Below are 18,593 nucleotides of genomic sequence, written 5' to 3'. Positions count from 1 at the left end.
ACCTGATGAGGATATAGATCAGATCATGCGGCTTGATCAACGCGGCGATTCGGCCCATTCGACTGCCATGACCGCCGAAGACCATGATTTCAGTCATCTCGACCGTTTTGGCCGCGCCGCGGCGAGCGTCTCGCGCAATCCTCGACTGGCGGTGAACATCGTTTTGGGCGCAGCTGTCGTCCTGGCATGGCTGCTGCTTGGCGCCATGGCCATACGTGGCGCCGAAAGCCGGGTTCCGGGCATCGATGCACCCGGCGACACGATGCTCAGGTACCTGCCGGGGCTGCCGCTGCCGGATCTTCTCGAGCGCTTCTTCAGCCTTTGTCTTGCACCTGCGCCGCTCGACGGGGGCGTCGGCGCGCAGGCCGGAGCGCTCATCATCATGTGGTTCCTGATGGCGGTCGCCACCATGCTGCCTTCGGCGGCGCCGATGATCCGCACCTATTGCGAGATTGCCGATACCGCGCGGATCAAGGGCGAAGCGGTCGTCCATCCGCTGATTCTGGTCGCCGGTTACCTCAGCGTGTGGTTGGCTGCGTCGGCAGTGTTTGCGGCGCTGACGCTCATCGTTCACGCCCTCGCCTCATCTGTGCAGATGCTCGATCCGGTGGTCGGAGCGACAGGAGCGGCTGCGCTTCTGGTTGCTGGCCTCTATCAGTTCAGCGGCCTGAAGGAAGCCTGCCTGACAAAATGCAAAAGCCCGTTCTCGATCCTGTTTTCGAACTGGAGCGCGAGGCCCGGCCGCATTTTCCGGCTCGGCATCGAGCAGGGTGTCTGGTGCCTCGGCTGCTGCTGGGCGCTGATGCTGGTGATGTTCGCCGTCGGTGTCATGAACGTGTTCTGGCTGGCGTTGATCGGCCTGTTCACCTTGATCGAAAAACAGACGGCGGGCAGGCTGCCAACCCGGCTCGCCGGTGCGATACTGCTTGTCTGGGCAACCGCCCTGCTAGTAGTCTCGGCATAGGGAGAGAATTCTATGGCGGATCAAGGCTGGGCAATGAAAGGAGAGTTGGTGCTCTCCTGCAATTGCACGGTTTTTTGTCCTTGCGTGCTCTCTCTCGGCAGTCATCCGCCGACCGAGGGCTATTGTCAGACCTGGGCGGGGTTCCGTATCGATGCCGGCCATTTCGGCGAGGTCGAGCTGTCCGGCCTCAACCTTGGGCTGGTCATGGAAATCCCCGGCTATATGAGCCGCGGCAACTGGACCGCCGGACTGTTCATCGACAAGCGCGCCTCAGTCTACGCGGTAAAGGCGCTGACCAGGATTTTCACCGGCAAGGCTGGCGGGACCACCTCGCTGCTCTCCATCCTGGTCGGAAAGTTCCTCGGCGTCGAGCAGGCGCCGATCACCTATGAGACGCGCGACAGGACCCGAATCTTCCAGATCCCGAAGATCATCGATGGAGCCGTAACGCCGATTTCCGGCAAGGACCGCGACAAGGATACGGTGATCAGCAATTCGGAGTACTGGATCGCACCGGAAATCATCGTCGCCAGGTCCGACAAGAGCAAGATGCGGGCCTTCGGCCGCAACTGGAATTTTGCCGGCCGCTCGGCCGAAATCTGCAAGCTGGACTGGCGGGGCCCGTGAGCAAAAAAACAACGGCCAGAAAAATCACGGCCGGAAAAATCACGGCCAGGAAAATCGCCGACAAGATTCCGAGGCCGAAGAAGAAAGTCACCTGGCCGCAGGCGCGCGCGTTTTCGGTGCATCTGCTGACCGCATCAGGCTCGTTCCTGGCGTTCCTGTCGCTGGTGGCGGCGAGCGAGCAGCGCTGGACGGCGATGTTCTGGTGGCTGGGGCTGGCGCTGTTCGTCGACGGCATCGACGGGCCGATCGCAAGGAAGCTCGAGGTCAAGGAAATCCTGCCGACGTGGTCGGGCGAACTCCTCGACAACATCATCGATTACGTCACCTATGTGCTGATACCGGCCTTCGCGCTTTACCAGCGCGGCTTCATGGGCGAGGGCCTGTCGTTCCTGTCGGCGGCGATCATCGTCGTGTCGAGCGCGATCTACTATGCCGACACCGGGATGAAGACCAAGGAGAATTTCTTCAAGGGGTTTCCCGTGGTCTGGAACATGGTGGTGTTCACGCTGTTCGTCATCGAGCCGGGACAATGGGTTTCCTTCGCCGTGGTCGTGGTGGCCGCCATCCTGACCTTTGTGCCGATCAATTTCATCCACCCGGTGCGGGTGGCGCGGCTGCGGCCGATCAACCTTGGCATGACGCTGCTATGGTGCGCTTTCGGAGCGCTGGCGCTGGCGCAGGCAGCTCTTGCCGCCTTCTACGACCAGATCGGCGTCCTGGGCGAGCAGGTGAGTGTCTTCACCAAGATCGGCATCACGGTCACCGGACTTTACCTCGCATGCATCGGCGGTATCATGCAGCTCTTTCCAACGCTCGGCGCCAAGAAAACCTGATCCCATAGAGTCTGGTCCCAAGAGAGCCTCATCAATGTCCAAAGCAATACGCATCCACGCCCATGGCGGTCCGGAGGTCCTGACCTATGAGGACGCCGATCCGGGCCAACCCGGCTCGGGGCAAATCCTGGTCAGGCACACGGCGATCGGCCTCAATTTCATCGACGTCTATCATCGCTCCGGCCTTTACCCGCCGCCAGGCGGTTTCCCGCTGATACCCGGCAGCGAGGCGGCCGGGGTGGTCGTGGAAGTGGGCGCGGATATCGACTGGCTGAAGCCGGGCAATCGCATCGCCTACGCCGTGACGACTGGCGCCTATGCAGAGCAGCGCGTGATCGCGGCCGATCGCGTCGTCAAGGTGCCGGACGGTATCAGCGACGAACAGGCGGCCGCCATGATGCTGAAAGGGATGACGTCGGAATACCTGCTGCGCCGTACCTTCAAGGTGAAGGCGGGCGACACGATCCTGTTTCACGCGGCGGCCGGCGGCGTCGGGCTGATCCTCGGCCAATGGGCCAAGCATCTTGGCGCAACCGTCATCGGCACCGCCAGCTCCGCCGACAAGATCGAGCTCGCCAAGGCGCATGGCTTCGACCACGTCATCAACTACCGCGAGCAGGACTTCGTCGCCGGCGTCCTCGCCATCACCGGTGGCAAGAAGTGCGACGTCGTCTATGATTCGGTCGGCAACGACACCTTTCCGGCCTCGCTCGACTGCCTGAAGCCGCTCGGCATGTTCGCCAGCTTCGGTCAATCGTCGGGACCGGTCCCGCCGTTCAGCATGTCATTGCTGGCGCAGAAAGGTTCGCTGTTCGCAACCCGTCCGACGCTGTTCGTCTACAACGCCAGGCGCGAAGACCTGGAGGCGTCCGCCGCCGCGCTGTTCGAAATCGTGCTCAGCGGCGCGGTCAAGGTCAAGATCAATCAGCGTTACGCGCTCGAGGACGCCGGCAGGGCGCATTCCGACCTTGAAGGCCGCAGGACGACCGGGACAACCATTCTTGTCCCCTGAGCCTTGCTATCGCTTGGAGCGACGTTGCGTCCACTTGGACGCACAAAAGCACGCTCTGACATTTCGAATCCACGCATCGTGCTTTCCGAAAATCGATTTCGATTTTCGGGCCGATGCGTTAGGTTTCCACTGAAATTCTTGAAGCTCTTTCAAGACGGGTGCCGCTTTGCGACGACAGCAGGCCGCGCATACCATGCCTGCGGGAACACAGAACATATCTGGCAAACCAGATGGGAGGCACTGTGAGTGCAAATCAGGACGACGCCAACCTGCTTGAGGTTCGTGGCCTTACCAAGACGTTCGGCACACTGACAGCGTGCGACCATATCGATCTCACCGTCGCAAAAGGCGAAATCCATGCGTTGCTCGGCGAGAACGGCGCCGGCAAGTCGACGCTCGTCAAAATGCTGTTCGGAACGCTGGAGCCCAATTCGGGCGAGATTTTCTGGAACGGCCAGGCGGTCACGATCACCAATCCCGGCTTTGCGAAGAAGCTTGGCATCGGCATGGTGTTCCAGCATTTTTCGCTGTTCGAGGCACTGACGGCAGCCGAGAACATCGCGCTGTCGCTGGACGACGGTTCGCCGATCAGCACGATTGCCGCGAAGGCGAGGGCGCTTTCCTACAGCTACGGCCTGCCGCTCGATCCGCAATCGCTGGTCGGCGACCTCTCGGTCGGTGAGCGCCAGCGTATCGAGATCATCCGCTGTCTGCTGCAGACGCCGCAACTCATCATCCTCGACGAGCCGACCTCGGTGCTGACGCCGCAGGAAGCCGACAAGCTGTTCGAGACGCTCGAACGGCTGCGCTCGGAAGGAAAGTCCATCCTCTACATTTCGCACCGGCTGGAAGAGGTCAAGCGTATCTGCGACCGCGCCACCGTGCTGCGCCACGGCAAGGTGGTTGGCCATTGCAATCCGCGCAAGGAAACCGCGGCATCGCTGGCCCGCATGATGGTCGGCAACGACGTGCAGGCCGTGGTGCGCGCGCCGGCCCAGGGTATCGAGACCGCGCAGCCGCTGCTTGAAATCCGCGCGCTCAGCCGCAAGCCTGCAACGCCGTTCTCGATCCCGCTCAGAAACATCAACCTGACCGTACGCGCCGGCGAAGTGATCGGCATTGCAGGCGTCGCCGGCAACGGCCAGGGCGAGTTCTTCGAATCCGTTTCCGGCGAGGTGCCGCAGCAGGATGCCGCCTCGGTACGCATCCGCGGCAAGGACGCCGGCGGCCTCAGCATCACCGGCAGACGGCTGATGGGCGCTGCCTTCGTGCCGGAAGAGCGGCTCGGCCACGGTGCAGCACCGCGCATGAAGCTTTCGGAAAACCTGCTGCTGTCGCGCCATGCCACCGACGGCAAGGTGTTTGTCGGCGCCGGCGGAATGGTCAAAAGCGATGCGATCTATGCCGCTGCCCAACGCATCATCAAGGCGATGGATGTGCGCAAGAGCGCTGCGGACCCGGAGGCGGCAGCGCTTTCAGGCGGCAATCTGCAGAAATTCATCGTCGGCCGCGAACTCGACCGCAGGCCAAGCGTCATGGTCGTCAATCAGCCGACCTGGGGAGTCGACGCCGGTGCCGCCGCCCACATTCGGCAGACGCTGATCGAATTGGCGCGCAGCGGCTCGGCAGTGCTGGTCATCAGCCAGGATCTCGACGAATTGTTCGAGATATCCGACGCGATCGCGGTGATGCACAATGGCGAATTGTCGAAACCATTGCCGATCGCCGAGGCGACGTTCGAGAAGATCGGACTGCTGATGGGCGGGGCCGAGCCGGGCCACGCCGAACACGCTCTGGAGACGTCATGATGCGCCTCGAACTCGTCAAACGGCCGCAGCGCTCGATGCTGTTCTCGGCGCTGTCGCCCTTCATTGCATTCGTGCTGACGATCATTGCCGGCGCCATCCTGTTCGCGCTGCTTGGCGTCAATCCCTTGAAGGCGTTCCAAATTTACTTCCTCGAGCCTGTCAGTCAGGTCTGGCAGCTGCATGAGCTGGCGATCAAGGCGGCACCGCTCATCCTGATCGGGGTCGGCCTGTCAGTTTGCTACAGAGCCAACATCTGGAACATCGGCGCGGAAGGCCAGTTCATCCTGGGCGGCATCGTCGGCTCGAGCATTCCGGTGCTGTTTCCGCAGTTTGAAGGGCCTCTGGTGCTGCCGCTGATGCTGCTGTTCGGCATGGTCGGCGGTGCCGCCTACGCCGCCATTCCCGCCCTGCTCAAGGCGCGCTTCAACACCAACGAGATCCTGACCAGCCTGATGCTGGTCTATGTCGCGCAGCTGTTCCTCGACTGGCTGGTGCGCGGGCCGTGGCGCGATCCGAAGGGTTTCAATTTCCCGCAGACGATACAGTTCAACGACTCGGCGATATTGCCGGAACTGATGCCGGCCTCCGGCCGTGCCAATTGGGGTTTCGTGTTCGCGCTGGTCGCGGCGGTGCTGGTCTGGATCCTGATGAGCCGCTTGCTGAAAGGCTTTGAGGTCCGCGTGCTCGGCTCAAGCCCCAGGGCAGGGCGCTTCGCCGGCTTCGGCATCCACCGGATGGTGTTCTTCGCCTTCATGCTGTCGGGGGCACTGGCCGGACTTGCCGGCATCTCGGAAGTCTCCGGCGCCATCGGCCAGCTGCAGCCGGTGATTTCGCCCGGCTACGGCTTTGCCGCCATCATCGTGGCGTTCCTCGGCCGGCTCAATCCACTAGGCATCGTCGCGGCGGGCCTGGTGCTGGCGCTGACCTATCTCGGCGGCGAGGCAGTGCAAAGCGCGCTCGGCATCTCCGACAAGGTGGCGCGCGTGTTCCAGGGCATGCTCCTGTTCTTCGTGCTCGGCTGCGACACTCTGATTCACTACCGCATTCGTCTGATCGGCCTGGCTGCGCCAACGCTTGAAGCCGCGCCGAAGCTGGAGGAGGCCCGCTGATGGACATCACCGTCAACATTCTTTTGACCATCGCAACCGCGGCGACGCCTTTGCTGATCGCGGCGATCGGCGAGCTGGTGGTCGAACGTTCCGGCGTGCTCAATCTCGGCGTCGAAGGCATGATGATCATGGGGGCGGTCGGCGGTTTCGGCGCCGGCTATCTCACCGGATCGCCATGGATCGGGTTGTTGGCGGCGATCGCCCTGGGTGCGGTGTTTTCACTGCTGTTCGCCGTCATGACGTTGTCGCTGGCCACCAACCAGGTGGCGACCGGCCTGTCGCTGACATTGCTCGGCCTCGGCCTTTCCGGCATGATGGGTACCAGCTTTGTCGGCCAGCCCGGCGCGAGGCTGCCAAACCTCGACATTCCCGGCCTGACAGCGATGCCCGTCATCGGCAGGTTGCTGTTCGGCCAGGACCCGATCTTCTACATCTCGATTGCATTGACCGCCGCCGTCATGTGGTTCCTGTTCAAGACCCGCACCGGGCTGACGCTGCGCTCGATCGGCGACAGCCACACATCGGCCCATGCACTTGGCATCGAGGTCATCCGCTACCGCTACCTGGCGGTGATCTTCGGCGGCGCCTGTGCGGGCCTTGCCGGGGGGCACCTGTCGCTGGTCTATACGCCGCAATGGGTGGAGAACATGACCGCCGGACGCGGCTGGATCGCGCTGGCGCTGGTCGTGTTCGCATCATGGCGGCCGTGGCGGGTGCTGGCGGGCGCCTATATCTTCGGCGCGGTCTGGATCGGCCAGCTTCATGCACAGGCTTTTGGCATTCCGGTTCCCTCGCAACTGCTTTCTTCGTTGCCCTATCTGGCAACCATCGTGGTTCTCGTTCTAATCTCTCGCAACAAGCGTTTGACGATGATGAACACACCGGCTTCCTTGGGGCAGCCATTCGTTCCGGATCGTTGACAATAAAAGACAAACGGGAAGCTCCAAGGCTTAACTCAGAGAGGTAACACGATGAAAAAACTGCTTATTGCGCTGATGACCGCGGCGGCGGCATTGTCGCTGGCGGCGACCGCCGAAGCGCAGGAAAAGCTGAAAGCCTGTTGGGTCTATACCGGCCCGATCGGCGATTTCGGCTATTCGTACCAGCATGACCAGGGCCGCCTGGACGTGGAGAAGGCACTCGGCGACAAGGTCGAGACCGCTTATCTGGAGAACGTCTCCGAGGGTCCCGATGCCGATCGTGCCTTCGAGCGCCTGGCGCGCGAAGGATGCAAGATCATTTTCGGTACGTCCTTCGGCTTCATGGACCCCGAAGTGAAGGTCGCCAAGAAATTCCCCGACGTGATGTTCGAACACGCGACCGGCTACAAGACATCAGAAAATCTCGGCATCTACAACGCACGTTTCTACGAAGGCCGCTACATCCTCGGCCAGATCGCCGCCAAGCAATCGAAGTCTGGCGTCGCCGGCTACATCGTTTCGTTCCCGATTCCCGAAGTGGTGATGGGTATCAATTCCTTCATGCTCGGCGCCCAGTCGATCAAGCCGGATTTCAAGGCGAAGATCGTCTGGATCAATTCATGGTTCGATCCGGGCAAGGAAGCCGATGCCGCCAAGGCTCTGTTCGACCAGGGTGCCGACATCATCGTCCAGCACACCGACTCGACCGCTGCCCTGCAAGTCGCCGAAGAGCGCGGACTGCAGGGCTTCGGCCAGTCTTCGGACATGATCAAGTTCGCCCCCAAGGCGCAGTTGACCTCGATCGTCGACGATTGGGGGCCGTACTATATCGGCCGGGTGAAGGCCGCCCTCGACGGCACCTGGAAGCCCGGCAATGTCTGGCTGGGCATCAAGGACGGTGCCGTTAAGATGGCCCCTTACACCAACATGCCCGACGACGTGAAGGCGATGGCGGAAGCCACCGAGAAGAAGATCGTCGAAGGATGGAACCCGTTCACCGGGCCGATTGCCAAGCAGGACGGCACGCCGTGGCTGAAGGAAGGCGAAGTCGCCGACGATCCGACGCTGCTCGGCATGAACTTCTACGTCAAGGGCGTCGACGACAAGCTGCCGCAGTAAGCGCAAGATGGGCCAAAATCTCGACAGGCCGAAATCTTGACAGGCCAAAATCTTGACAGGAAGGGCGCCGCGCGGCGCCCTTTCGTTTAGCAAGAGCCCGAAATCGGGATCGATTTCGGGAAGGGTCATGCGCAAAATCAGGTGTTATGCGGCGTCCTTTGCCGCCCGAAAGGACGCAGCGCCATAAAGCGAGATGCGGTCAGACCGCCGAGCCGTAGAGATCGTAGGCGTCGGCGCGGTCGACCTTGACGGTGACGATGTCGCCGGCGCGCAACGGACGCCGCGACTGGATATGCACCGAGCCGTCGATTTCTGGTGCGTCGTATCTGGAGCGGCCCTTCGCCGAGGTGCCATGCGCCTCGTCGATCAGCACTGGCAGACGCTTGCCGACCTTCCTGGCGAGTTGCGTTGCCGAGATCTTCTGCTGGCGCTGCATGAAACGGTGCCAGCGCGCCTCCTTGATTTCCTGCGGTACCTGTTCGAGGCCGAGGTCGTTGGAGCGGGCGCCCCTGACCGGCTCGTATTTGAAGCAGCCGGCGCGGTCGATCCTGGCTTCGTCCAGCCAGTCGAGCAGCATCTCGAAATCGTCGTCCGTCTCGCCGGGGAAGCCGACGATGAAGGTGGAGCGGATCGCCAGATCCGGACAGATTTCGCGCCAACCGCGAATGCGGTCGAGCGTCTTTTCGCCATGGGCGGGCCGGCGCATGTTCTTGAGCACTCGCGGCGACGCGTGCTGGAACGGGATGTCGAGATAGGGAAGGATCCTTCCTTCGGCCATCAGCGGGATGACATCGGCGACATGCGGGTAGGGGTAGACATAGTGCATGCGCACCCAGACGCCGAGCTTGCCGAGTTCCTCCGACAGATCGAGGAATTTGGCCCGCACTTCGCGATCGCCGAACATGCTGGTCTGGTATTTGATGTCGATGCCGTAGGCGCTGGTGTCCTGCGAGATCACCAGGATTTCCTTGACGCCGGCCTTGGCCAGTTTCTCGGCCTCGCGCAGCACGTCGGCCGCCGGCCGCGAGACGAGATCGCCGCGCAGCGCCGGGATGATGCAGAACGTGCAGCGGTTGTTGCAGCCCTCCGAAATCTTGAGATAGGCATAGTGGCGCGGCGTGAGCTTGACGCCTTGCGGCGGCAACAGATCGACATAGGGATCGTGGCTCGGGGGCGCGGCCTCATGCACCGCGGCCATCACGCTCTCGTAGGCCTGCGGACCGGTGATGGCGAGAACGTTGGGATGTTTTTCGCGGATGACGTCCGGTTCGGCGCCGAGACAGCCGGTGACGATGACCCTGCCGTTCTCCGAAAGGGCGGAGCCGATGGCATTGAGCGATTCATCGCGAGCCGAATCGAGAAAGCCGCAGGTGTTGACGACGACCAGATCGGCGCCGTCATGCTTGCGCGCGATCTCATAGCCCTCGGCGCGCAGGCGCGTGATGATGCGCTCCGAGTCCACGAGGGCTTTGGGGCATCCAAGGCTGACGAAACTGACGCGAGGGGCAGACATTTGCGGTTTCCAATGGACGCGGGCCGGAAACCCTTAGGCCCGGCCCGGAAGTCTCGATGCATGTTGATCTTTTGAACTTTCGCAGAAGCTCAATTCGCACGGCGCAATAGCATAGTTCCGCAATCAGGCAAACCGAGGAATGGCTTGGCGCCTCGGGCGGGCCTGCACTGCTAAGACCGGCACTGCTCAGGTTTCAATGACCGCCCGGCCCGAACCAGGGCGCCAGGAACGCAAACTGTTCGGGCCACTGCTGCACAGCACCATCCAGAAGCATCTTCACGGCGACATAGAAAATGATCACCAGGCCGATATAGGCGATCCAGCGGTACTTATGCAGGAGGCGAGCGACAAACGAAGCGGCGAAGCCCATCAGCGCAATCGACAGCGCCAAGCCGATGATCAGGACCGTCGGATGGTCCATCGCCGCGCCGGCGACTGCAAGGACGTTGTCGAGAGACATCGAAACGTCGGCAATGACGATCTGCCAGGCTGCCTGAGCGAAGGTCTTGCGCGGTCCCTTGCCGCCAATCGTCCCGCTTTTGTCGTAATCGACATTCGACAACGCTTCCGTCGCGTCATGTTCCTGCTCGTAGCTGACACGCAACTCGCGCCACATCTTCCAGCACACCCAAAGCAGCAGCAGGCCGCCGGCAATGAGGAGAATGGGGCCGATGGTGAGGAGCCACTGGGTGATCAGAGCGAAGAAAATGCGAAGCACGGTGGCCGCCGCAATGCCGACGAGAATCGCCTTCTTGCGCTGATCCGTCGGCAGGCCTGCCGCAGCAAGGCCGATGACGATGGCATTGTCGCCGGCAAGCACCAGATCGATGGCAATGACCTGGAGCAGGGCCGCGAGGCCGGCGGCGGTAAAAATTTCCATCAGCTGGAATTTCCTTGCTTGGTCGCCAATCGTTCGTGCCCGGACGCCCTAACGTGTATGGTTCCCACGCGTCAAGGCTCCATGGCGATAAAGACGGCAAACTGCCCGTCGCGGTCGAAATCGCCAGCAGCCGGTGAAAGCTGCCAATCGAACGCCGCCCCGGTCAGGACGCATGGCACCGCAAACGCCCGCTCACAGTGCAGGCCCCAAACGCGGGTTGCAGCGCAGAGGGCAGGGTTGAAGCCCGCCGCCAGCGCAATAGATTTCGGGGCCGAACAGTACGATGCCTAAAGTGTTCCTCACAGGAGAGGCTCGTGACGTCTGACGACAACACACCCGTCCTTTCCGGGCCACCAATCCTTTCCGGGGCAATCGGGGAATACCGCGAGTTCGATCCTGCGGCCGCACTCGAAGGGCATTTCCAGTGTGCCTGGTCCAATACATTGCGAGCGGACGCGGCATTGCGACCGGACGCGGCGAGCCTGTCGGCCGTGGTCCCCGACGGCTGCGTCGACATCACCTGGATCGACGGCGATCTGGTCGTGGCAGGCCCCGACGTGGCGGTTGCCCTCTCTGCGCTGACACCTGGCTCTACGGTGATCGGCGCCCGCTTCCGACCGGGTGCGGCAAGCCGGTGGCTCGGCCTGCCGATGTCGGAAATCGTCGGCGGCCGGGTGGCGCTCAGCCACTTCTGGGGAGCGCTGGCGCGCGAAATCGCCGAAAAAATTGGCGAGGCGTCCTCGACGATAGAGCGGATGCGGGCGATGCAAGCGGCACTCTGCAGGCTTGCGCCGGATGTCGAGCCGCCGCCTGCGGACATGGGATTTGCCTTCAACGCGCTGAAAACCGAATCCGCCGGTCCGGGCATGGCGGTGATCCTCGACCGGCTCGACGTCAGCCCGCGAACGCTTCGACGCCGCTGCCTGGAAGCTTTCGGCTATGGTCCGAAGACGCTCGACCGCATTCTCCGCTTCCAGCGGTTCCTGAACCTGGCGCAGCAGTCTGCCGAGCCGCGCCTGGCCAATCTTGCGTTCGAGGCGGGTTATTCCGACCAGGCGCATCTGACGCGCGAGGTGCGGCGCCTGTCGGGCTTCTCGCCGGCGACGGTTCTGCGGCAGCTCAGCGCCTGAGCTGGCCGTTTCGTTCAATACGCCACCGCCAACTCCGCCTAGTCTGCCTTCGTTGAAAGGAGGCAGATATGACGATCTACAAATCCCGCATCATCACCGTGTCCATCGACCGGGACTGGCGCGAAGTCTATGACTTCGCCTCCATCCCTGCGAATTTCCAGCGCTGGGCGGCAGGCCTCGGCAGGCGCTTCGAAAGATCGGGCGAGGAATGGACTGCGGAGGACCCCGACGGCCGGCCCATCCGCATCCGCTTCTCCCGGCCGAACGAATACGGCGTCCTCGATCACATCGTCTTTGCCGATGACAAGGAAACCCGCAATGCGGTGCGCGTGGTTCCTAACGGGACCGGCGCGGAGGTCATGTTCGTGCTGTTGAGGACGCCGGACATGACGGAGGAGATATTCACTGCCGACGCCGAGGCCGTGCAGCGCGACCTCAACAGCCTGAAGGCAATGCTCGAACGGTGAGCACCCAAAAACCGCGAAAGGAGAAGATCATGGCCAAATCCAGCAACGACAAGCGCATCGATTATGTCGAGTTTTCCGTCGGCGACATCGCGCTCGCGCGACTTCTATGGAAAGGCCTTCGGCTGGTCCTTCAAGGACTACGGGCCGAGCTATTGCGAGTTCAACGACGGCCGCCTGACCGGCGGCTTCGCTCTGGGTGGCCAGGGCAAGGCGGCAGGCGGACCGCTGGTGATCCTTTATGCCGACAAGCTCGACGAGACCCAGCGCCATGTCGAGGAGGCCGGCGGAAAGATCGTCAAGCCCGCCTATTCCTTCCCGGGCGGCCGCCGCTTCCACTTCTCCGATCCGGACGGCTACGAGCTGGCCGTGTGGTCGGACAAGTGAAGAAGGTGAGGGGGCGCCGAGCCGAGCCCGGCGCCTCTTTCGCATGGTTTGCGCGGGGCTGTCGGGACTTAATGCCGCTCTCGGCGCCAGGAGCCGAGATAACACTGACCGGGCGAGCCACCGATTGCGCGGCTGGTGTCCCTGCGCTGAACCCCTTGGAGAGGCCTGCCGCTGCTGTTGTAACAAATTGATCTCGCATCGTATAAGGCTGGCCTGAGGACCATCGCATACCGCACGGCGCATGACGGAACCGACACGAACGACAATACGGCAAAGGCTGTATGCTTTTCTGATCGCAGGCCTGGGCGGGCTGGCCGCATCGGCAATCTCGTTTTCGATGACGCTCTACGAAGCTGCCCATCCGCCAAAGGTGCCGGTTGTGCAGGCAGGCCAGCAAATCGATGCCGGTCGCTGGTTTGTGACCTTGCGAACGGCACGTGTCGGAACCGTGCCGCCGACAGGCGTTCCCCCATCGCGGCCCGTGCAGCTTGTGATGGTGGATATGGAGGTGGTGAACCGTTCCGCCACCCCCAACAACGTGCTCCATCGCGTCGTCACGCTCAGCGCGCCGGCGCAAAAGCTGCCGATGCCAACGGGTTATCTCGATCGTGACAAGTATCTGGCGGGATATTTCAATCCCAACATGCCGGAACGCCTGACCATGGCCTGGGAGTGGCCGGCCGGTGTGCCCGTGCCCGACAAGGTGACGATCACCGTCACCGGCCAGATCTACAAGTTGCGCGACAATGTCTACGGCGCAAGCGGGTGGTTCGAACGTGATCCCGTTGCGACGGTCGACCTGCCGGTGGAGAAGGCGCCATGATGCGCATGGTGCGTTCGGCGCTGGCGCTGCTGTTGGCTGCCGCCGTGCTCTACGGCATGCAGCACACGCGCCCGCTGTACAGCGACATTACATCGCCGATAGTCGCTTCGGGCGGCATGAAAAGCGTGTGGAGGCCCGCGCCTTCGCGCTTTCGCTGGACAGCGCCAGGGTGGCGCGTGTGCTCAACGTCGAGACCTTCGGCAAGTCAAAGACCTACACGAGTTCCGGCGTATGGGTTGTCGTCGAAGGCGAGGCCGAGGCGAAATTCAAAACCCTGGGTCTCACATCGGGCGAGTGGCTGAGCCGCAGCGGCATCCGTTATGTCCTGACCGACCGCTTGTGGGCGACGATCGAAATGATGCCGGGCGATGTCTACCAGCCCGGGCTGCCACGCCGGGTCCTTCTGGTCTTCGAAGTGCCGGAGGATGCCGTCGCCGGCGGCACCGTCGTGGTCGCACCCACAAAATTGCTGCCGCTCAACGACGAGATCCGCATCGCCACGACTATTTCCGGCAAGGACATCGAGCCGGCAATCACCATACGCCGCAACGAAGAAAGGCCGCCATGGATAGTTCTCCCGCAAAGGTGACGTCAACGCGCCGAGGCTACTGGCTGAGCATGATGGCGCTGGTGGTCGCACTGCCTGCCGCGCTGGCCGTGCAGACGTGGGGAAGCATCAAGGACTGGCGCTCCCAACATCTGCGCCAGCCGCTATCTGCGAGCCTGGGGCAGCCGGTCGATTATGCCGGCGCCAGCTGGACCGTGACACGCTTCACCAGACTGGCAGGCAGCGCCGGCAGCGCCGTCGTGCTTGCCGAATTCGAAGCTCTCGCTGCCGACCCGAAAGCGCTCGGCTCGGTACCTTGCGAGGTGCGGCTTTCCGATGGCAGCAGTCGCGAATGGCGGCCAACCATGTTTGCCGATCCGGTGGTCAGGAAGCAGTATCCGGAGGCCGAGCAACGGTCCCTGTGCGGCGGCATGGCATTCGCGACGACGGAGCCCGGCAAACCGGCACGGATGGCTGCCAGCTTTTCGATCCCACCTGCGGCGAGCAGCCTCACGCTATCGATTGCCCTCTACTCGGCGTTGCCGAATTATCTCAGCGTCAGCGAGCCGCGGTCCTGACTCCATTCGCTGCGCCAGCCATGGCGACCGCGGTCTCGAGCACGGCTGCAAGCAGCGCGACCCGGACCGCGTCGAGCAGGATTCCGCCGTCGAGTTCGCTTGGGCTGCCGATGAACAGGCTGATGGCATCGGCGAAGATCTGCCAGGTCCCGAGATCGTGCGCTCCGATCAGCCTCGTCAGGCCATACCATGTCCAGGCGCCGGCCCATGAGATGGCCTGATAGGCGATGACGAAGGTGACAAGCGTGGCCAAGCCGGCACTGAGCGTCAGCTTGACGCAAGTCCAGACCGGCGAATAACGGCTGCGGTAACCGCCAACGAAGTGAGACGCGAAATCCTTCAGCCACTTCTGCCAGGAGGTCGCACGAGATGGCGCAGGACCGGAAGCGGCCGGCGCCGCAAGCTCATAGCCGTTGATGATCGCCGCCATCACCAGCCAAACAATCGGCAGCAACGCGAAAAAGAAAAGGTTCTGAAGCTGCTCGCCGAAGGGAAGCGGCCGGAATTCCACGGGAACGAACTGGCCGGCCGCGGCCGCCTGACTTACCGGCGCAAGCAAATCGAGGCTGAGCTGTTGCAGAGCGGCGCCTGCGCCAAGCCAGCGGATGAACTGGTCCTTCCATACGCCGAGCGCGTAGAGGCCGATGAAGACCCAGGTTGCGTCCGTCGCCACGATCAGCAGCCGCCAGTAGGGGTGAGACGCGCGCGCATTCAGTCGCTTGGCGGCAAAACGCACCAGCCAGCATATGACGATCGACAGTGCCACGCCGCTCGACTGAAGAATGGCGAAGATGTCGACGCTCTTGCCGAAATCGGCCTGGGCGAGCGCCATGCGCGAATATTCGCGAACCGTATCGCCAAGAAAACCCCAGGCGGCATAATAGGCGAAGAACGGCAGGATCGCAGCGGCGGTAATCGCCAAGACCGGCTCGCGCTTTGTTTCGTCCACTCCCCTTTTTGCTTTTTGCCTCAGTGCCGCCACCGCCGGCATATGCGGCCGGAGCACCACGAACATCATGACCAGCACCGTCAGCTTGGCGAGGACCACCAGCGACAGCATGACCATTCCGCCCAGCGGGAATTGGAGGCCGATCGTCACGGCGCCCTGAAGCAGCAGACCACGAGCGATCATACCCAGGCAGCCGACAAGCAATAGCTGCGGCCAGCACTGGACAAGCAACCTCGCGGTTAAGGCAAGCGGCCGATATATGTCCTCAATTGCCGTGGTCATCGCGTCGGCTTCGTAGTCCGATCCTGGACTTCAAGAGTTTGTTTCACCAAACGGTCCGCCTTCAGACCGTTGCGATCAAATTCAAACCACCTAGGGTTGAATTCGATCGGAGGTATCGCAAGTTCACCTCATCCGTCTTGCAGGCGATGGGAGCTGCGGTTCAATCATGGCATTCGGTGTCCGTCAAATCCGTTCATGGCGCGGCCATGCTCGGCCAAGTTGTTTCCGGGCGATCGGGGTTCCCCGCCATCTTCCAAATCAATTCATCAATTCGCCAAAACCCTTTGGAATCACAGGGAAGTCGAACCTGGCTCTTAACTGCGCTGAGTTATTGCCATGCCCCATGCGCAGTCAATAGCTTGTGCTTTTCGAAGATCGCCAGTTTCTGCGGATAGGTGATCCGCACCTTGGCGTTGCACCCGTCGCATCTGAAGTGGGCGATCGTTTTCAGCGCAGAGCCCTTCCTTACCGCCGGATGCGAGCAATCCGGACAAGCGAATGTGAGGGCAACATCAGACAGGTCTTCGGCCAAACCCATTTCCATCTCCTTCGCAAGCGCTGTGGCTACACTCTGGCGAGACTCAAAGGGCAATTAAGATGCCAATCCGGCTGTGCCAAAGCGGGACTGGAACGATTCGTCAGGGAAAGCCGCCAAGCTAGCGCGCCTGTTCTGCGCCCTTTGGACGACGAAGCGACCTGACCTCCTCCAGCAGTTCGCGCTCACTGGTCGTAATGTTTCGGAAGATTGCGACAATCATCACCGCCAAGGCTTCGGCATCCCGGCTCAAAGGGTCGATGTGTTCATCTGCGCAAACCTGATCGTACACGCGTTCACAAATAGCCAGATCGTGAGGGCTGAGGCGGGTGCGATTGAAACGCCGGTGCGGCATTGCGAACCTTCGAGGCTCGCTGCCCGTGCAAAAGAAGCGGGCCTTCGCAACAAACGCGAGGCGTCGAGTGGTTGTTCCCGATTACAAGCTTTTGTTGCGCCGACCAACGACAGGATCCGCGTCTCGGCTCCATGCGATTACGCCAACGTGCGTCGTGGGATGGCGTATAAATCCGTCTGTGGTCGTCATTTGACGACTGTTCAAAGCGGTATCCGTTGAGCATTCTCAGCGCCAAGCGCGGGGGCGGAGATGTTTTTCAAACGGAATCCACAGAATCCAATGGATCATCTAACAGACGATCCCATTATCCGCTGCGATATCGCAGATCGGGTATTAAAGGCCGCCGAGAGCGATGGGAATCTCCCGATTGCGTGGCGCGTCTACAGATCGCCGCAAGTTGCAGAAAAAACCTGTCAAACCCGCGCGTCTCTTGGCCCAATGCATGTTGCGCCAAAGCATGCCCTCGGGCCTGACCCTGCGCCTGACCCGAAGGTGCGCAGCCGAGCGGCCGGCGCCGCTTGGGGGGCGTTGGGGTAAGTACGCTTGACGGCGCCGGCCAGGCGGATTGAGGGGTCCGCCGCCGTTGGATAGTAACGATTTTGGCAAATCAGGTAATTCCGTTATCGCGGAATGTCACGAGCCGGTCGACTACGCTCAGTCCTTTGCATCGTCATCGTCTTGCACAGAGTCATCGTTTTCATCTGCCGGGCTTTCAAATGCGGCCAGCTGCCGGTCGGCCACTTCTTTGGCGAGGCCTACCAAGGCGTCGACCTCTTGCATCTGGTCCACGTGACCGCCATTGGCGACGTGTTTTCGGATCCTCTTCAGTTGGTCAGAGGTTCGTCGCAACGTTTCGGCGATTGACAGCTTCTTGGCCACGCCTTGCATCTCCTGTATCCCAACCAACCATCCAGAAGAGCAAGCGTTCCGGCCGGAAACCTATTGCGGCAAAAAAGTCGATACGCCATCGACCCGCTCGATACAGCCCCTCTCAACGGTGAACAGGCTGTCCCGGCATCAACCGGCATCAAAGGTGCGCCGCAATGGGTCAACACGTCTGGCACCGCAATTGCAAGGCAGCAATGGGGGCGAGTGGGGGGCCCCGCCGCTTCGCAAATGGAGCGGCGGGGCTTTTTTGCGTTTTCAGCCATCACCCTTCATTGGCAAGTGCTCAATGATGCACCTCGCCAAAGATGATGCCTCTGGTGTGCTTGTTGGTTCTATTCCCGGAAGTCCGCGCCTTCCATTGAGCGAGTGCGAGTGGCCCGGCAGCTCTATTGGGGGACTGTCAGCAGGCCGCCGGGCCAAGGCCGCCAGCGTGCTTAAGAGGAGGCGCTGTGCTGGCTGAGCAAAACCTGCGCTCAAGACAACGCAATGGCATCATTCGAACGAACACTTCCGTCCATCCAGATCTCGTTGTTTTTGATGCCGGCTTCGCCGCAGGGCAGGTGAGGGGCGGGCGCCGCTGACTTCCGAGGTAAAGCCGCCGGACTGCTTGAGCTTCTTCGAGACGGCCCGGGAGTCGTTGGGCAGCTCTGCGCGTAACAATTAGCCGGATCCTGTCTGCAGAATTATGGTCAGTCTGCGACGCCAAGTCGGTCGCGTCCCCAGACGTGGTGTAGCTCGGCGGTAGCGAAGCCGCTCGCGAGCGCGCCCTCAACAGCGCCGTAGCGAGCGAGCGGCTTTGCGGGTGGTCATCGACAGTTCGCCGGTAAGGTCGGGTTGCTGACACCAACCTGATTCGAAGGAACCATCGAT

At 61.9% G+C, this 18,593-nt stretch carries 19 protein-coding genes and 1 pseudogene; 14 read left to right on the top strand and 6 right to left on the bottom strand.

Translation table 11 applies throughout. From position 1 onward, the window contains the following. Nucleotides 1-25: 25 nt before the first annotated feature. The 8 genes from M727_RS0104970 to M727_RS0104935 all read left to right on the top strand — a co-directional run bounded on the left by M727_RS0104970 (nucleotide 26) and on the right by M727_RS0104935 (nucleotide 8,392). Complete coding sequence (locus M727_RS0104970) at nucleotides 26-964, top strand: DUF2182 domain-containing protein (protein ID WP_027151736.1); 939 nt, start codon at nucleotides 26-28, stop codon at nucleotides 962-964. 12 nt (nucleotides 965-976) lie between these two features. Beyond that, nucleotides 977-1,591: a DUF1326 domain-containing protein gene (locus M727_RS0104965; RefSeq protein WP_023801840.1), complete on the top strand. Its 615-nt coding sequence runs from the start codon at nucleotides 977-979 to the stop codon at nucleotides 1,589-1,591. Next, nucleotides 1,588-2,424: a phosphatidylcholine synthase gene (gene pcsA / locus M727_RS0104960; RefSeq protein ID WP_027151735.1), complete on the top strand. Its 837-nt coding sequence runs from the start codon at nucleotides 1,588-1,590 to the stop codon at nucleotides 2,422-2,424. The genes M727_RS0104965 and pcsA overlap by 4 nt, the downstream gene beginning before the upstream one ends. A gap of 34 nt (nucleotides 2,425-2,458) precedes the next feature. Continuing rightward, nucleotides 2,459-3,436 (top strand): quinone oxidoreductase, encoded by a 978-nt coding sequence (locus M727_RS0104955; RefSeq protein WP_027151734.1) that lies wholly within the window; start codon nucleotides 2,459-2,461, stop codon nucleotides 3,434-3,436. 230 nt (nucleotides 3,437-3,666) lie between these two features. Then, complete coding sequence (locus M727_RS0104950) at nucleotides 3,667-5,244, top strand: ABC transporter ATP-binding protein (RefSeq protein ID WP_036261549.1); 1,578 nt, start codon at nucleotides 3,667-3,669, stop codon at nucleotides 5,242-5,244. After that, complete coding sequence (locus M727_RS0104945; protein ID WP_027151732.1) at nucleotides 5,241-6,353, top strand: ABC transporter permease; 1,113 nt, start codon at nucleotides 5,241-5,243, stop codon at nucleotides 6,351-6,353. Before M727_RS0104950 ends, M727_RS0104945 begins: the two co-directional genes overlap by 4 nt. Next, on the top strand, nucleotides 6,353-7,273 hold the full coding sequence (locus M727_RS0104940; protein ID WP_027151731.1) for an ABC transporter permease: 921 nt from the start codon (nucleotides 6,353-6,355) through the stop codon (nucleotides 7,271-7,273). Before M727_RS0104945 ends, M727_RS0104940 begins: the two co-directional genes overlap by 1 nt. A 51-nt stretch (nucleotides 7,274-7,324) precedes the next feature. Further along, a complete protein-coding gene (locus M727_RS0104935) occupies nucleotides 7,325-8,392 on the top strand; it encodes a BMP family ABC transporter substrate-binding protein (protein WP_023801834.1) in 1,068 nt (355 codons plus the stop codon). Nucleotides 8,393-8,591: 199 nt separating this feature from the next. On the opposite strand, the gene rimO is transcribed toward M727_RS0104935, so the two are convergent. Further along, nucleotides 8,592-9,905 (bottom strand): 30S ribosomal protein S12 methylthiotransferase RimO, encoded by a 1,314-nt coding sequence (gene rimO / locus M727_RS0104930; RefSeq protein ID WP_027151730.1) that lies wholly within the window; start codon nucleotides 9,903-9,905, stop codon nucleotides 8,592-8,594. A gap of 193 nt (nucleotides 9,906-10,098) precedes the next feature. Beyond that, nucleotides 10,099-10,785 carry a TerC family protein gene (locus tag M727_RS0104925; RefSeq protein ID WP_027151729.1) on the bottom strand — a complete coding sequence of 229 codons (687 nt, stop codon included), beginning with the start codon at nucleotides 10,783-10,785 and terminating at the stop codon, nucleotides 10,099-10,101. Between the two features lie 314 nt (nucleotides 10,786-11,099). On the opposite strand from M727_RS0104925, the gene M727_RS0104915 reads away from it, so the two are divergent. The 6 genes and pseudogenes from M727_RS0104915 to M727_RS0104890 all read left to right on the top strand — a co-directional run bounded on the left by M727_RS0104915 (nucleotide 11,100) and on the right by M727_RS0104890 (nucleotide 14,714). Then, nucleotides 11,100-11,915, top strand: coding sequence for a helix-turn-helix domain-containing protein (locus M727_RS0104915; protein ID WP_027151728.1), 816 nt, complete (start codon nucleotides 11,100-11,102; stop codon nucleotides 11,913-11,915). A gap of 68 nt (nucleotides 11,916-11,983) precedes the next feature. Beyond that, nucleotides 11,984-12,382, top strand: coding sequence for a hypothetical protein (locus M727_RS0104910; protein WP_027151727.1), 399 nt, complete (start codon nucleotides 11,984-11,986; stop codon nucleotides 12,380-12,382). A gap of 29 nt (nucleotides 12,383-12,411) precedes the next feature. Next, a pseudogene (locus M727_RS35855) lies at nucleotides 12,412-12,766 on the top strand (VOC family protein). Between the two features lie 241 nt (nucleotides 12,767-13,007). Further along, the gene (locus M727_RS0104900) at nucleotides 13,008-13,589 is read left to right on the top strand and encodes a hypothetical protein (protein ID WP_027151726.1); all 582 of its coding nucleotides are present in this window, start codon (nucleotides 13,008-13,010) and stop codon (nucleotides 13,587-13,589) included. 127 nt (nucleotides 13,590-13,716) lie between these two features. Further along, the gene (locus tag M727_RS0104895; protein WP_027151725.1) at nucleotides 13,717-14,178 is read left to right on the top strand and encodes a hypothetical protein; all 462 of its coding nucleotides are present in this window, start codon (nucleotides 13,717-13,719) and stop codon (nucleotides 14,176-14,178) included. Continuing rightward, entirely contained in the window at nucleotides 14,154-14,714 is a 561-nt protein-coding gene (locus M727_RS0104890; RefSeq protein WP_128184251.1) for a hypothetical protein, read from the top strand. Before M727_RS0104895 ends, M727_RS0104890 begins: the two co-directional genes overlap by 25 nt. Here the strand turns inward: M727_RS0104890 and M727_RS0104885 are convergent. The 4 genes from M727_RS0104885 to M727_RS0104870 all read right to left on the bottom strand — a co-directional run bounded on the left by M727_RS0104885 (nucleotide 14,695) and on the right by M727_RS0104870 (nucleotide 17,714). After that, on the bottom strand, nucleotides 14,695-15,846 hold the full coding sequence (locus M727_RS0104885) for a hypothetical protein (RefSeq protein ID WP_236391497.1): 1,152 nt from the start codon (nucleotides 15,844-15,846) through the stop codon (nucleotides 14,695-14,697). The two genes, M727_RS0104890 and M727_RS0104885, sit on opposite strands and share 20 nt — an antisense overlap. A gap of 427 nt (nucleotides 15,847-16,273) precedes the next feature. Beyond that, on the bottom strand, nucleotides 16,274-16,483 hold the full coding sequence (locus tag M727_RS0104880) for a hypothetical protein (RefSeq protein WP_023801824.1): 210 nt from the start codon (nucleotides 16,481-16,483) through the stop codon (nucleotides 16,274-16,276). 118 nt (nucleotides 16,484-16,601) lie between these two features. Next, nucleotides 16,602-16,835, bottom strand: coding sequence for a hypothetical protein (locus M727_RS0104875; RefSeq protein ID WP_027151722.1), 234 nt, complete (start codon nucleotides 16,833-16,835; stop codon nucleotides 16,602-16,604). Between the two features lie 654 nt (nucleotides 16,836-17,489). After that, a complete protein-coding gene (locus tag M727_RS0104870) occupies nucleotides 17,490-17,714 on the bottom strand; it encodes a hypothetical protein (RefSeq protein ID WP_156941482.1) in 225 nt (74 codons plus the stop codon). Nucleotides 17,715-18,593: the final 879 nt, after the last annotated feature.

This window comes from Mesorhizobium sp. WSM2561, from assembly GCF_000513915.1.
In the GTDB taxonomy this organism is placed as follows: Bacteria; Pseudomonadota; Alphaproteobacteria; order Rhizobiales; family Rhizobiaceae; genus Mesorhizobium; species Mesorhizobium muleiense.
The sequence above is the reverse complement of the archived record's forward strand: the minus strand, read 5'-3'. Positions and strand labels throughout refer to the sequence as shown.